Annotated in this window: 9 protein-coding genes and 1 pseudogene; 5 read left to right on the forward strand and 5 right to left on the reverse strand. The window is 72.8% G+C overall.

From position 1 onward, the window contains the following. Positions 1–311: 311 nt before the first annotated feature. Positions 312–4,199, reverse strand: coding sequence for an nSTAND1 domain-containing NTPase (locus RVR_RS38775; RefSeq protein ID WP_202237884.1), 3,888 nt, complete (start codon positions 4,197–4,199; stop codon positions 312–314). Positions 4,200–4,391: 192 nt separating this feature from the next. Between RVR_RS38775 and RVR_RS34685 the strand changes: the two genes are divergently transcribed. Next, positions 4,392–4,865, forward strand: a complete 474-nt coding sequence (locus RVR_RS34685) for a hypothetical protein (protein ID WP_202237885.1) — start codon at positions 4,392–4,394, stop codon at positions 4,863–4,865. Positions 4,866–5,125: 260 nt separating this feature from the next. On the opposite strand, the gene RVR_RS34690 is transcribed toward RVR_RS34685, so the two are convergent. Next, the gene (locus tag RVR_RS34690; protein ID WP_202237886.1) at positions 5,126–6,043 is read right to left on the reverse strand and encodes an AraC family transcriptional regulator; all 918 of its coding nucleotides are present in this window, start codon (positions 6,041–6,043) and stop codon (positions 5,126–5,128) included. A gap of 107 nt (positions 6,044–6,150) precedes the next feature. Between RVR_RS34690 and RVR_RS34695 the strand changes: the two genes are divergently transcribed. From RVR_RS34695 to RVR_RS34705, 3 genes and pseudogenes are all read left to right on the forward strand, one after another. Beyond that, on the forward strand, positions 6,151–6,948 hold the full coding sequence (locus RVR_RS34695; RefSeq protein WP_202237887.1) for an SDR family NAD(P)-dependent oxidoreductase: 798 nt from the start codon (positions 6,151–6,153) through the stop codon (positions 6,946–6,948). 529 nt (positions 6,949–7,477) lie between these two features. Beyond that, positions 7,478–7,672 (forward strand): annotated as a pseudogene (locus RVR_RS39265) (transposase domain-containing protein); the annotation flags it as partial. Between the two features lie 184 nt (positions 7,673–7,856). Continuing rightward, a complete protein-coding gene (locus RVR_RS34705) occupies positions 7,857–8,735 on the forward strand; it encodes an MOSC domain-containing protein (protein ID WP_202237888.1) in 879 nt (292 codons plus the stop codon). 214 nt (positions 8,736–8,949) lie between these two features. Here RVR_RS34705 and RVR_RS34710 read toward each other — a convergent pair whose 3' ends face one another. The 3 genes from RVR_RS34710 to RVR_RS34725 form a co-directional block, all read right to left on the reverse strand. Beyond that, positions 8,950–11,676 carry a cellulose binding domain-containing protein gene (locus RVR_RS34710; protein ID WP_202237889.1) on the reverse strand — a complete coding sequence of 909 codons (2,727 nt, stop codon included), beginning with the start codon at positions 11,674–11,676 and terminating at the stop codon, positions 8,950–8,952. Positions 11,677–12,139: 463 nt separating this feature from the next. After that, positions 12,140–12,601, reverse strand: a complete 462-nt coding sequence (locus RVR_RS34720) for a hypothetical protein (RefSeq protein ID WP_237405150.1) — start codon at positions 12,599–12,601, stop codon at positions 12,140–12,142. Between the two features lie 6 nt (positions 12,602–12,607). Next, positions 12,608–13,327 (reverse strand): hypothetical protein, encoded by a 720-nt coding sequence (locus RVR_RS34725; RefSeq protein WP_202237890.1) that lies wholly within the window; start codon positions 13,325–13,327, stop codon positions 12,608–12,610. Between the two features lie 133 nt (positions 13,328–13,460). On the opposite strand from RVR_RS34725, the gene RVR_RS34730 reads away from it, so the two are divergent. Next, complete coding sequence (locus tag RVR_RS34730; protein WP_237405151.1) at positions 13,461–14,198, forward strand: Crp/Fnr family transcriptional regulator; 738 nt, start codon at positions 13,461–13,463, stop codon at positions 14,196–14,198. Positions 14,199–14,284: the final 86 nt, after the last annotated feature.

The raw sequence follows: 14,284 nt of genomic DNA on the forward strand, positions 1-14,284 counted from the left end.
CACGTCCCGCCTGCGGGTTTCCCGTCCGATCGGCCGACGGCCGACAAGCGGCGCGAATACCTCCGCAGCCTGGGCCGGCCACGACGGCGTCGGTCGTGGCCGCTGGAGCGACGGCCCGCAGGTCTGCGGGCTGGGCGTCCAGGGCTCCAGATCGACCAACCCCTGATTCCCGTCGCGGGGCTCGGCGGCGGGCCGTGCCGGGAAAACCGCTGCGGGGCGGGGCGGGCCGTGCCGGGAGATCCGTCGCGTCGCGGGCCGGGTGGGGGAGCCTGGTCCTGCACCGGCCGGGGTGCGCGCTGGAGGCGGCCGGCCTACCGGCCGCACGGTGCTTGGTAGCCGGCCTCGGGCACGTCCTGCCGCCACTGCTGGGGCGTGAGGGTGTCGCGGGTGGTGGCGCACACGCGGGTGACGGCCTGTCCGACGTCGAGGGCGGACGTCTGCACGGTGTGGTCCGCGCCGGCGCTGGCGAGCGTGTGCCCGTCGGGACTGTAGGCGACGGCGGTGACGGGGCCGGTGTGCCCGGCCGTCATGGCGGTTCGGACGGGCACGGCGCGCGCGGGGGCGCTCACGTCCCATAGACGTATCGTCCGGTCGTCGCCGGCGCTGGCGAGCGTGCGGCCGTCGGGGCTGAAGGCCACCGAGTCGACGGCCTCGGTGTGGCCGATGAGCGGCTGGCCCAGGGGCTCGGGACGAGCGGGCCTCCGCAGGTCCCACAGTTGCACGGTGTGGCCGACGCCCGCGGTGGCCAGGGCATTGCCGTCGGGGGCGAACGCGGCTCCGAGGAGTCCGCCGGTGTCCCCGGTGGCGATCGACGGCAGCGGCCGGGGGTGCGCGGGATCGGCCATGTCCCAGAGCCGGACCTTGTCGTCGTAGCTGGTGTCCGCGAGGAGGCGGCCGTCGGGGCTGAAGCCCGCCCACACCACGGTGCTGATCCCCCCGGTGAGGACGGGCCCCACCGCGGCGGGGCGGGTGGGGTCGGCCACGTCCCACAGCCGCAGCCGGTTGCCGGAGTCCCCGGTGGCGAGCAGCGCGCCGCGCGGGGCGAAGGCCAGCGCGTCGACGGAGTCGGTGCCGCCGACCGCGAGCTTGCCGAGCAGTCGGGGCGCCGCGGGGTCGGCGACGTCCCACAGCCGGACGGCGTGGTCGTCGCTGAGCGCGGCGAGCGTGCGCCCGTCGGGGCTGAAGGCGACGCGGGTTGCGGCGCCGGCCCGGGTGTCCAGTGGCGGGCCCCAGGGATGGGGCTGCGCGGGGTCGGTGAGGTTCCACAGCCGGACGGTGCCGTCGCCGGCGGCGCTGGCCAGGGTGCGGCCGTCGGGCGCGTAGGCGATCGCGTTGACGGTGTCGGTGTGGCCGGTCATGGCGGTGCGCGGGAGGCTCCACAGGCGGACGGTGTGGTCGTCGCTGGCGCTGGCGAGGGTGCGGCCGTCGGGGCTGAAGGCCAGCCAGTTGACGAACCCGGTGTGGCCGAGGAGGGGTTGACCGAGTTGGGTGGCGTGGGCGGGGTCGGTTACGTCCCACAGGCGGATGGTGTGGTCGGCGCCGCCGGTGGCGAGGGTGCGGCCGTCGGGGCTGAAGGCGACGGCGAGGAGGGTGTTGGTGTGTCCGGTCAGGGGCCGGCCGAGGCTGTGCGGGTGGGCGGGGTCGGCCACGTCCCACAGCCGCACCGTCCGGTCGTCGCTGACGCTGGCCAACGTCCGGCCGTCCGGGCTGAAGGCGACGGCGTACACGGCTGCCGAGTGTCCGGTCAGTGGTGCTGCCCACAGGGGGTGGCCGGGCGCGGTGACGTTCCACAGGCGGATGGTGTGGTCGTGGCCGGCGCTGGCCACGGTGCGGCCGTCGGGGCTGAAGGCCGCCGAGGCGACGGAGCCGGCGTGGCCGGTCAGCGGTGCGCCCAGAGGCTGCGGGTGGGCGGGGTCACTGACGTCCCACAGGCGCAGGGTGTGGTCGTAGCTGGCGGTGACCAGGGTGCGGCCGTCGCCGCTGAAGGAGACGGAGAAGACGTACCCGGTGTGGCCGGTCAGGGGCGGGCCCCAGGGCTTGGGGTGGGTCGGGTCGGTGACGTTCCACAGGCGGGCGGTGCGGTCGCGGCTGGCGCTGGCCAGGGTGCGGCCGTCCGGGCTGAACTGGAGCCAGTACACCCAGTTGGTGTGTCCTCTCAGCGGCTGCCCCAGCGCGGTGGGGTGGCCGGGATCGGTGAGGTCCCACAGCCGGATGGTGTCGTCGCCCGCGCCGGTGGCCAGGGTGTGCCCGTCGGGGCTGAACGCGACGGCGTAGACGGCCTGGGTGTGGCCGGTCAGCGGGGTGGACAGGGGCACGTTCTGACTGTCGATCAGGCCGGTTGCCGCTTCCCGGCTCGGCCGGGTGCGGTACGAGGCGAGGTCCAGCTCCGCGGCCAGCGACGGGTCGATGGCACGAGTCTGCCCGGCCTGGGCCAGCAACTGCTCCGCCACCGCCTGCACGCGCTCGCTGCGGGCCGTCGAGCGCTGCTGCGCCGCCCAGACCGCCGTCCCGGTGGCGAGAAGCGCGAGTACCGCCAGGGTGGACACCGCGGCGCGGCGGAGCCTTGCCGTCCGGCGGTGGTGGCGCACGGACGCGGTGAGGAACGCGCGGGCTCGATCGCCGAGGGGGAGGCTGCGCTGCCGTCCGGCCCACTCCGCGGCCTCGGTGAGGCGCGCACCGCGCAGGAGCGTGCCCGGATCTCGCCGCTCGCGCTCCCACACCGCGGTGGCCTCGTTGAGTTGCTGGTGCACGAGCAGCCCCGCGCGGTCCTCCGCGATCCAGCCGCTCAGCCGCGGCCAGGCGCCGATCAGCGCCTCGTGGGTGATCTCCACGGTCGTGGCGTCGAGGGTGAGCAGCCGCGCGTCGGCCAGGACGTCGAGCACGGCCCCCGCGCCCGGGTCGGTGGCGAGGTCCGCACGGGGAACCCGGCGCCTGGTGTCCTCGGTGCCGTCGCCGAGGGCGATCAGCTGAAGCAGGACGCTGCGGGCCGTCGCGGCCTGTCGGGGTGTCAGCGTGCGGTAGACGGTTTCCGCGCTCTGGGCGAGGGCCTGCCGCAGACCGCCCGCGGCGAGGTAGCCGTTCTCGGTCAGGGTGGTGCCGCGGCGCCGCCGCCACGTCTCGCGCAGGGCGTGGGACATCAGGGGCAGCACGTTGGGTTGCCCGGCCGCGTCGCCGACCAGCCGTGCCAGCAGGGCGCCCTCCACCGTGCAGCCGGCACGGGTCGCGGGACCGGTGACGGCCCGGCGCAGTTCGTCGGTGGTCATCGGACCGACCAGCAACTGCGCGTCGCGCAGTGCCGCGACCAGTTCGGGGTGTTCCGCGCAGCGGGCGTAGAAGTCGGCCCGCACGCCGAGCACGACGCGGGTGCGGCTGTTGGCCGCCCCCGCCGCGGTCACCAGTGCGGCGATGAAGGCGGCCCGCTCGGAAGGGTCGGTGCACAGCGTGAAGACCTCCTCGAACTGGTCCACGACGAGGAGGAGTTCAGCGCCGGGCCGGTCCCCGGCGGTCAGGTGCAGCGCGGTCAGGTGCAGCGCGCGCGGATCGCGGAGCAGCTCCGCGTGCACGGCGGCGGCCGGCCCCGAGCCGAGCGCACCCAGTCGTGCCGCGCACTCCTCCAGCGGGTGAGGACCGGGAACCATCAGCACCGTCCGCCAGTCGGCGGGCCGGGCCGCGGGCGGCGTACCGGCGGTCGTCCCGCCGAGGCGCGGCAGCAGGCCCGCGCGCAGCAGGGATGATTTCCCCGTGCCCGAGGCCCCGAAGACGGCGAGGAAGCGGTGCGCGTGGATCCGCGCCTCCAGGTCGGCGGTCAGTTCCTCTCGACCGAAGAACCACTCGGCGTCCTCGGGTTGGAAGGTGGCCAAGCCGAAGTAGGGGCAGTCACGGCCCTGTCCGGCCGCCGTGTGGCTCGGCGGCGGCTGCGTGGTCTCCGCCGTGGCCGTCTCCGCGGCCGCCCGGTGCCACCGCTCCTTCCACTCGGCGGCGTCACCGCCGCACGCCCGCACGTACGCCAGGGTGACGGCCAGGCTCGGTAATCGGCGGCCGGCCGCGGCGTCCGCCAACGTCGTCGAGGAGTAGTGGGCGTGCCTGGCCAACTGCCGGTAGGGCGGGGTGCCGGCCTGCTGCCGCAACTGCCGCAGGCCGGCCGCCAGTTGCGTCAACGCGCTGCCGTCGTCGTCCAACGGCCCCTCAGGTCGTGGCATGCGGGTCCCCCTGTCCCCTGGAACGCGTGGGCTTATTGTCCGGAATCCGTTGTCCGCCGGGACAGCCCCGAAACCGGACAACGAATGGCCGGTAGACCAGGCGGCACACGCCTCTTGCCGGCCGCAGCACGCGGACGCCGGCACCGGGCCCGTCACTCGCGGAGGGCAACCGACTCCGAAGAGAGGAAACCCATGAAGACACTTCGCCCCCTTCTCGGCGCCGCTGCCACGGCAGCCGCTCTGGGAGGGCTGCTCCTCGTGCCGGGCACCGCCTCGGCCACCCCCGCGGACACCGCGGTCCCGTCCGTGCAGGCGTACGAGTGGAACACGGCCGTGTCCGGCAGCACGCCGCCGGCTGACTGCCTGGCCAACGCCATCTCCATGACGGGCTCCGAAGCCTGCTTCGAGCGCTACGGTGACGTGCTGTGGGTCAAGGACACCAAGGCCGACGGCCACTCGGCCACCAACTCGTGGGACAACTACCTCGACGGGAGCCTCTACCGGCGGGGCTCCTGCGTGAACAAGCTGGGCTCCGGGCAGTGGGGTTACTGCAACAAGGACATGTACGAGGGCAGCGTCGTCGACTACGCGGCGTGCGTCTACGACGCGGCGACCGGCGGCTGGTACGGCTGCACCGGGTCGCTCTCCATCGTCAACGACGAGTAGGCGGGGAGGAGCCCGTCCAAGGGCGACCCCGGGTGGTGGCCCGCCGGAACACCGGCGGCCGCACCCGGCTCCTCCGCCCCGGCCGCCGAGCCGGGGCGGAGGAGCCTCCGACGTCGGCGGGCTCGTAGGCCGCCGAGTGCTCAGGCCGGGTGGTGTCTCGTGTGTCCGAGGTCCGAGGTCCGGGGCCCCGGCCCGCCTCTCCCGTTCGCCGGCCACCACATCCACCATGCCGGGTCGGCACTGGATGGTCACACCGTGAGTCAAGCGTCCGGACCGAGCCGGCCGTCCGTTCCGCCATGGCGTAGTCGTCCTCGCAAGCGTGCACCGTCGGCAGCGGGCGATGCTCCGTAGAGGAGGCGGTAATCACGGGAGAAGTGGGGCGCGCTGCGGTAGCCGACCGCGGCGGCGGCCTGCGCTGCGGATTCTCCGAGGACGACGATGCGGTGACGGGCCTCGCCGAGGCGAAGACGCTTGAGGTACTGCATGGGGGTCATGGACGTGGCTTCTTTGAAGCGTCTGAACAACGTCGGCCGACTGGTGCGGATCTCGCTGGCGAGCATGCTCATCGACCACGGCTCGGCCATCCGGTCGGTGAGGATGCGCACGGCGTGTGGCACGACGGGGTCGCCGTTGTCGACCGCTGCCAGGACCCGGGGGGCCTGATCGGTTTGCAGGAGGCGCAGCACGATCTCCCGAGCGACCAGGGGCCCGAGGACGGGAATGTGCTCGGGCTCGTCGAGCAGGGTGAGCAGTCGGGCGTAGGCGTCGGCCAGGTCGGGCGTCCATGTGCCGAGCCGGTCCATGCTTCCGGATGGCTGACCGTTGCCCGGCATCGCGGCGGCGACCTCCCCGACGAGCACCGGGGCCAGCTTCCAGCGGGCCGCCAGGAAGCCGCGCCGTGGATCCGTGTCGACGACACCCGCGACGACCGGGATGTCGACCGGAGTGATGATGAACCGGTCACGGCCCCAGACCTGGTCGTCGTCTCCGACGATCGACCGTTTGCGTCCCGCGAGGACGACGGACAGTGACGGGGTGTAGCGCTGGTAGGCGAGTTCGGTCGGTGCGCCGACGTGGCTCAGCCGAAGCCCGAGCGCCTGTGCCCTCACCGGGTTCCGCACATGCCGCAGCACCGCCTCGGCCGCTCGGTCGAGGCTCTGGGCAACACGCTGGTCCATACCGACATCCAACCTCATCACCGCCGGTCGCCCTGGAGACCGGATCCGGCAAGGGACTGATCTCGTCGGACAAGGTGCACGGGGGCTGAGGGCCGGAGGATCGAGGCATGCGAACGAACGAAGATCTCCTGGCCTCCCTCACCGCCGACACCACGCTCGCCGGACGTACCGCGCTGGTCACCGGGTCGTCGGGCGGAATCGGTGAGGCCGTCGCCCGGGTGCTGGCCTCCTCTGGTGCCGAGGTCGTCGTCAGCGGCCGGGACGCCGCGCGGGCGCAAGGCGTCGCGCAGGCGATCGTCGAGGCCGGCGGGCGGGCGCACGCGCTGACCGCGGACCTCGACGCCGAGCCTGCCGACGTCCGGGCCTTTGCCCAGCGGGCCGAGGACGTGCTCGGGGGATCCGTCGACATCCTGGTCAACAACGCCGGCGTGTACCCGGGTTCCTTCACCGAGACGGTCACCGATGACGAGATGCAGACCCTTTGGGCGACCAACATCCGCGCCCCGCACGTCCTGGTCGCCACTCTCGCGCCGCGTATGGCCGGGCGCGGCTCCGGCGCCATTGTGAACATCGGCTCGTGGATGGCCCGGGTGGGGGTCCCGTACAAGGCCCTCTACCCCGCGACCAAGGCGGCTGTGGAGCAGCTGACCCGGGCGTGGGCCGCGGAGTACGGCGCGCGCGGTGTCCGCGTGAACACCGTCGCACCGGGGGCGACCGCCACCCGGGGCAACGCGACGAGGTCGGATCAGCTTGCCGAGATGGCGAAGGGCACTCCTGCGGGCGCTCCGGTACGCCCCGTCGACGTCGCGTACGCGGTCCGGTTCCTCGCCTCCGACGAGGCGGCGTTCATCCACGGCGCCACTCTCGACGTCGACGGCGGGATCGCAGCCACACGCCTGCGCTGACCGAAGCCGAGGCCGGAGCCGGAGCCGGAGCCGGGGCCGGAGTCGGAGTCGGACGCGACCTCCTGACCGACAGGGCCCTGATGCGGTTCCACGGTGGGGCAGGCCGGCACCGGCGGCGCTGTCAGCAGCGCGAGCAGTCGGCTGCGGCCCGCGGGCACCCGCAACTCGCGGCACAACCGCTCACCCGCACGCCAGCCCAGCTCCACGGCGATCGACCGCAACCACCCCTTCAAGCCCGGGATCGACCTGCGGTATCGCTCGGAGAGCCCGTCGACCTGCTCGACGAAGGTCTTGCGTGAACAACTCCTCCGGTCGCAGAAGTACCTCCGCACCCGTAACCGAATCACCACGCCCTTCGAGCCCAACGGCCGATCGGCCAGACGTCGCCGGTACGAACTGTGCGCCCACCGCGCCCACCGCGCCCGCCGCGCCCGCCACCGGCAATCCGGGCACCGAACCGGCCGGCCCGCGACCACCGCCTCCACGACCGACTTGAGCGCCACACGACGGGAGACCGCGAAGAAGCGATAAGGGCTTCGGCCGGCGCGACTTCCGCGACCTGATCGTCCGCGCCCGCATCCAGCTCGACGGACCGATCGCGCTCGTCTGGGACAACGTACGACTTCACCTGACGGCCGGCATGCGCGAGTTCATCGACGCGAACGCCGAGTGGCTCACGGTGGCCCAGTTGCCCACCTGTGCTCCACTTTACCGGCCGCAGGAGCTCGTAAACCGGCTCTGAACTGCGACGACTCGTAGACTACATGTCCGCGATGGGGGGTTGGGGCCGTTGCTGTAAGAACTCCTGACGAAAGGATCTCCAAGGTGGTTGGATTACTCCGGGACTGATGACGTCACCTCAGTGAGACCGACGTTCTCATGTGGCCGTCGACCGAAGGAGGCGGCACATGGCTGTCGTCACGGATCTGATCTGCTACCCCATCAAGGGATGCGCAGGCACTTCGACGAGCGATGCGCTCCTTACGCCGGCGGGCCTCGCGCATGACCGCAACTTCATGGTCATCAGCGAGGACGGGGTCTACCGCACCCAGCGCCGCCACCCGCGCCTCGCCCTGATCCGGCCTGCCGTCAGCGCCGACGGCACTCGACTCACGCTCGACTCGGCCGACAACACGGGCCATTACGGCACAGTACGCCTCGACGTGACCACGTCCGCGCCGCGCCGCGACGTCGACCTGTTCGGCGCCGCCTTCCAGGGGATTGACCAGGGTGACGACGCCGCCGCATGGCTCTCGGAGGTCCTCGGCACCCCCAGCCGTCTGGTCCGCGTGCCACCGGAGCACGACCGGGTCGCCGACGGCCTGACCCCCGGCCCCTCCGGCTATGCCGACAGCAGCGCCGTGCACCTGCTGTCCCGCGCCTCCCTCACCCTCCTCAACCGGCGGATGGCCGAGCGTGGCGCCCCGCCCCTGTCGATGAACCGCTTTCGCCCGAACATCGTCGTCGACAGCCGCGACGGTCTCGGTCATGACAGCGACGGCGGCGACTGGGCAGCCGTACCGCACGCCGAGGACCGCGCACGCCGCATCACCACCGGCGGGGCCGAGTTGGGCTATGCCAAACTCGCGGTGCGCTGTGCGGTCACTCTGGTTGAGCAGGAGGTCGGAGCGCGGCGGGGGCGGGAGCCCCTGCGCACGCTCGCGGGCTACCGGCGAGCGGCGAGCGGAGGCGTGGTGTTCGGCGCGAAGTTCTCCGTGATACGGCCGGGGAAGCTGTCAACCGGCGACGAGGTGGTCGTCCAGGAGTGGGGCGACGCCGAACTGTAAGAGCACTTAGTGCGATGGAAGGTCAGCCGCCCCAGGGCGGCGTCGCGCTCCTCTAACCCCGCTGCATGACGGGCCCTGGCCGCCGCTGTGCCGGCGACCGGTCCTCCGGGGAGACGTCACCGGGGAACCCTGTCCCGCGGGGCCGGCCGGGGTCGGCCCCGCGGGACAGGGAGGCCGCGGCCGGCCGGGGCCGGCCGCGGGGGTGGGGCGGGGGTCAGCCGGTGACGGCGGTGCACTCCGCCCCGTTGAGCAGGTAGCCGGTGGGCGGCGCGTTGGTGGCGCCGACGGTCGCGGTGAAGCCGACCGTCGCCGAGGCGCCCGGGGCCAGTGAGGTCGCCCAGCTCGGGGCCGTGACGAGCACATTCTTCCCGGTCTGGGTGAGGTTGCCGTTCCACAGCGAGCTGATCTGCTGGTCGTTGGCGAAGCTCCAGGCCAGGGACCAGCTCGGGATCGTGGACGAGCCGGTGTTATTCACCGTCGCCGACGCCTGGAAGCCGCCGGCCCAGCTGTTGGTGACGGAGTAGGCCACCGTGCAGGTCGCGCCGCCGCCCGGCGGCACGGTCGGCGGGGTCGTCGGAGGTGTCGTCGGGGGAGTGGTGGGCGGGGTCGTCGGGGGAGTCGTCGGAGGTGTGGAGGTGTCCGAGGTGTCGCCGTAGATGATGCCCCGGCCGTTCGTGCCGAGGTAGACGCGGCCGTAGACCCGCGGGTCGCCGGTGATCGCGCCGCCGGTCCAGCCGTACTGGTGGGCGTCGTCGTTGATCCGCACCCAGCTTGCGCCCGCGTCGGTCGAGCGGTAGATGCCGCGGACCCCGCCCACCTGCGCGCTCGTGTAGAGCGTCTGGTAGGTCGCGCCCGGGGCGGCCTTGCCGAAGCCGATGTTGTCGGCCTGCTGGAGGGCGCTCACCTTGGTGAAGGACGCGCCGGAGTTCGTGGAGTGCCACAGGCCGTACGCGTCGCCGGTGCCGCCGGCCAGCCAGATGTCGCCCTGGGTGCCCGGCAGCGCCTTGAACTGCACGGTTCCGGAGGAGGGCAGGCCGGTCGCCGCGGTCGCCGTGAAGGTGGCGCCCGCGTCGGTGCTGACGTAGAACTTCCCGGCGGAGAAGGCGTAGAACTTCTTGGCGTTGACCCGGTCCGAGCCGATCACCGCGCCCGCGGGCACGCCGGTCGAGGCGCTCCACGAGGTGCCGAAGCCGGTGGTGTGCTGCACGCCGGTGCCCGCCGGGCTCCACAGGAAGGCGCTGCCGTCCGCGGCGGCGGCGACGGTGCCGCCGCCGGTCACCCCGGACGGGTCGGTGCCCGCGAACCAGTCCGCGCCGTCGTCGGTGGAGAAGGCCACGTGCGCGCCGGTGTCGATGTTCCCGACGCGCACCGCGATGGACGCGTTGGTCTCGGCGTAGTCGATGCCGGTGGTCGAGGTGAAGTTCGGCGAGGTGTACATCATCGCCGGCACCTTGGTGATGTCGGTGTGCCGGAAGCCGCCGACGTCGCCGAGCGCGCTGAGCAGCGGTGCGCCGGTCGGCGGGCTGACCAGGCCGTTGACCGCCGTCTCCTCCAGGCCCTTGACGTTGGGCTTGATGGTGATCTTCCCGCCCGAGGCGTCCCAGTCGGTGAGGTCGTCGGTGCCGAAGATCGTGGCGCCGGTCCCGTACCACATCCGGTCGGAGTCGAAGGGGTCGATCTCCAGCGACTCCGTCATCCAGCCGAGCTTCGGTGTCTCCTCCGGCGGGCTCGGATAGGCGCCCCAGGTCAGCCACGGCACCGAGGAGACGTCCATGGTGTAGCGGTCGGAGCGGTTGGGGTAACTGGTGTAGTCCCAGGCGCGGGTCCAGGTGGCACCGCTGTCGGTGGAGCGGAAGATCTGGGTGTCGGGCCACCAGGAGCTGTACCCGGTGACCATCACCGTGCCCGGATGCTGCCGGTCGACGGTCAGCCCGCTGTAGCCGAAGTACGTGTCGGCGTCCGCCATCGGGCTGATGTTCGTCCACGTGCCGGTCTTCGTCGCGTACCGCCAGACCTGCCCCTTGGCGCCGTCGTACGGGCCGCCGGTGTCGCTGGTGGCGAGGTAGAGGTAGCCGTTCACCGAGTCCAGCACGCCCTTGTGGGCGATGTAGCCGGTCGGCTGGCCGGCCAGCCGGGACCAGGTCGCGCCGCCGTCGGTGGAGCGGTAGACGGTGTTGGCCTTGTCGGCGACGCCCACGTAGACCGTCTGCGTGGCCGACCCCTTCGTCCCCGTGGTCGGGTCGAAGGTCACCCAGACCACGCCCTGGTTGTCGCTGTTGTAGCCGCTGGTGTCGGTCGGGTCGTCGGCGTAGTTCCCGGGGTTGGGGAACGCCGTCACCTGGGACCAGGTCACGCCGGAGTCGGTGCTGCGCCACAGGCCGTGGCCGCTGGGAGTGCCCAGGTACAGCACGCTGTCCTTGTTCGGGTCGATCGCGAGCCGCTCGCCCATGCCGCGGCCGGGCATGTTCCCGCCCAGCTTGAAGGGCAGTTCGGTGGCCTGCCAGGTGGTGCCCCGGTCGCTGGAGCGCAGGACGGCGCCGTTCCCCGGGTCCCAGGAGTTGGTGTACGTGCCGACCGCCGCGTACACCTTGTCGGGCGCGAGCGCGTCGCTGGCCAGGCTCACCACGCCGGTGCGGTCCCAGTGCGCCCAGTCCACCGAGTCCAGCAGCGGGGTCCACGACTGGGAGGACTCGTTCCAGCGGTAGGCGCCGCCGATGTCGGTACGGGCGTAGGCGAGGTTCTTCTCCGACTGGTTGAAGACGATGCCGGGGACGAAGCCGCCCCCGCCGATCTGCACGTTCTTCCAGTTGTAGGTGTCGGCGACCGCGGTGGGGGCGGCGGTCGACGTGCCGGTGGCGGCCGCGGTGGCCGTGGCCGCGGTGACGGCGCCGCCGATCAGGGAGAGGGCCGCGACGAGCGCGGCAACGGGTCTGCGGAGCATGGGTGTCCTCGGGAGGTGGGGGGACGGACGGGAGAACCTCTCTGGGAGTAGTGGGAGCGCTCCCATGAGGTGGGTCCGATGCTAGCGCTCCGGTCGGCGGCCGAGAAGGCGTCCGGCGGCCACCTCTTCCGGTGGCCCGATCGCAGTGGTGTAGACCAATCGATGCCTGCCGCCACCGGCGAAGGCGGCCATCGACGGCGGGTCGTGACGGAAGATCAGGAGGATGGCGTACGCGGTCCGGTTCCTCGCCTCCGACGATGCGGCGTTCGTCCACGGCGCCACTCTCGACGTCGACGGCGGGATCGCAGCCGCACGCCTGCGCTGACCGAGGCCGAGGCCGAGGCCGGAGCTGGAGCCGGAGCCCGAGCCGCACGCGGCCTCCTGACCGACAGGGCCCTGGTGCGGTTCCACGGTGGCGGTGGTCTCCCGGGCCGCAGGGGTGCAGGGGTGCAGCTTCGGGGGCTTACGTTCCCGGCGCGGGGTCGTGGGGTGCGGCGGAGGGGGTCATGTGGACCGGCTGGGTGCCGGATTGGACGGCGAAGAGGACGCTGGAGTCGCGCGCGGTGTTGGTCTGGGTCAGGTGGGTGGTGGGCGCGGTGGTGGGCAGGAGGGCGCTGCGGACCTCCTCGACGAGGCGCGCGAGCGGGTCGCGGTGGGCCGGGTTCTCGCGCAGCAGGGACTCCAGTTCCGCTGCCCAGGTCGCGGTCAGGGCCCGCCGTACGGCATCGGGGGCGTCGGCCGACTCGACCAGCGCGGCATGGCTGTCGAGCCTGGTCGCGACCTCGCGGCGGCGTCGGCCGGAGCGGCGGAACAGGTCGGCGACGCGTCCCCGTACGCTCTGCCACAGTTCCGTGCTCATCGCGGTGACCACCGCGACCGCCCCGGCGCCCGCGAGTGCAGCCAGTTCGTCCTCCACGTCGACCACTTCTCCTCACCGGGGCGTTCGGTCGTGGACCGTCAGGTCGCCGTTCTGCGTTGCGTAGACGACGCCGTGCCCCGAAGCCTTGTTGACCATCTTCGAGCTGCCCGCCGGGCGCTCCGATTCCCCGCCGGGCGGTTGCGCGGCTGCCGCCGGGAGCCCGGGCAGGTGCAGCCAGGCGCCGGCGGCGTACTCCTTCTCGGTGACCTCCACCCGCCGGAACGACTCGGGGTCGATGCCCGGGTAGCCGTGCCGGACCGTCTCGTCGTAGAAGTGCTGCGAGACCAGCAGCGACGCGGGCACCGTGGCGGGCGCGGTGGCCAGCGCCTCGCGGGCCGGGCGTGCGTCGAGCAGCCGGGCGAGCACCTCCAGCGGGCCGCCGGCGACTCGGGTGGGCGCGAGCCAGACGTCGCCCGCGTGCAGGGCGACCCTCAGGCGGATGCGTGTGGAGGCGGCGGCTGTCCGGTTGTGGGCGCCCAGCCGGACCGCCAGTTCGTGGAAGAACGGGTGGATCAGTCGGGACTTGGGAACGCACGCAGGCGCCACCATCCGCAGGCCGTCGCCGAGGTCCTCGATCAGGCACGCCTTCGCGTCGATCCCGCTCTCCCCGAGCGCTTCCCGGAACGCGGCCGCCAGCACCTCGCGTATGCGCAGCAGGGACACGTCGCCCCGGCCTCCCGAACCCTCGATGTCCACGGCCACCATGGGCCGGTACTCCGGTGCCGCGTCCATACGTCCCCTTCCGGTCCTGCCTCGCGCTCCCACTGTGCACCAGCCGCCCGCCCCCGTACCCGTATCCGTACGGGATTCGCCGGATTCCCCGTGGGCGAAGGCCGCCGACAGCCGTGCCCGTACAGTTGGCGAGGTGCACACTGGTGCCGTGGCGGGCGGCGGTCATCGGCGGAACGGGCGGTGGCCGCGTGAGAGCTGGGCGTGGCCCTCGGCGAGCGTGCTTGGCGGGCTGACGCCGGCGGCGCGCGGGCGGCTGCTCGCGCTGGGCTCCCTCGCCCGTTACCCGACCGGCCGGGTGGTGATCCGGGAGGCGGAGGAGACCACGTTCGTGCTGGTCCTGCTCGACGGGGTGGTCAAGGCGACCGCCCGCACCGACGACCACCGCGACGCGTTGCTGGCGGTGCGGATGGGCGGGGACCTGGTCGGCGAGTTCGCCGCGGTCGACGGGCGGCCGCGGTCGGCGACGGTGACGACGTGCGGGGCGGTGGTCGCGCGCGTCGTGACTCGGGCGGATTTCCTCGGCTGCATGCGACAGGAGCCGGGGATCGCCCAGGCAGTCAACGCGTCGATCGTCGCGAAGCTGCGGGTGGCGACGAGCCACCGCGTCGACTTCACCGGCTGCGACGCGCCGACCCGGCTGGCCCGGGTGCTCTACCAGGTGATCATGACGTATGGGGAGCGCACCGGAGCGGACCGCGCCGTCATCCGCTGGCCGATCACGCAGCCCGAACTGGCCACCCTCGCGGGAGCGGCGGAGCCCACCGTGCAGAAGGCGCTGCGAAGGCTCCGTGAAGCAGGTGTGGTGTCCACGGGCTACCGCACCTTCTGGGTCGAGAATCTCACGGAGTTGCGCCGACTGGCCTTCACTTGAGGAGCGTTCGGCAACGGGCCTTCACCGTGCGGACGTGCGTCCGGTTCGAATCCGGCGTGCAGAAACCGTACTTGGACGGTATCCGG

The sequence above is a fragment of the Streptomyces sp. SN-593 genome, assembly GCF_016756395.1.
Taxonomy (GTDB): Bacteria; Actinomycetota; Actinomycetes; order Streptomycetales; family Streptomycetaceae; genus Actinacidiphila; species Actinacidiphila reveromycinica.

Coding starts and splice junctions, on each gene's coding strand:
- RVR_RS38775 (WP_202237884.1), bottom strand. CDS start 4,199: ATGCCACGACCTGAGGGGCCGTTGGACGACGACGGCAGCGCGTTGACG.
- RVR_RS34685 (WP_202237885.1), top strand. CDS start 4,392: ATGAAGACACTTCGCCCCCTTCTCGGCGCCGCTGCCACGGCAGCCGCT.
- RVR_RS34690 (WP_202237886.1), bottom strand. CDS start 6,043: ATGGACCAGCGTGTTGCCCAGAGCCTCGACCGAGCGGCCGAGGCGGTG.
- RVR_RS34695 (WP_202237887.1), top strand. CDS start 6,151: ATGCGAACGAACGAAGATCTCCTGGCCTCCCTCACCGCCGACACCACG.
- RVR_RS34705 (WP_202237888.1), top strand. CDS start 7,857: ATGGCTGTCGTCACGGATCTGATCTGCTACCCCATCAAGGGATGCGCA.
- RVR_RS34710 (WP_202237889.1), bottom strand. CDS start 11,676: ATGCTCCGCAGACCCGTTGCCGCGCTCGTCGCGGCCCTCTCCCTGATC.
- RVR_RS34725 (WP_202237890.1), bottom strand. CDS start 13,327: ATGGACGCGGCACCGGAGTACCGGCCCATGGTGGCCGTGGACATCGAG.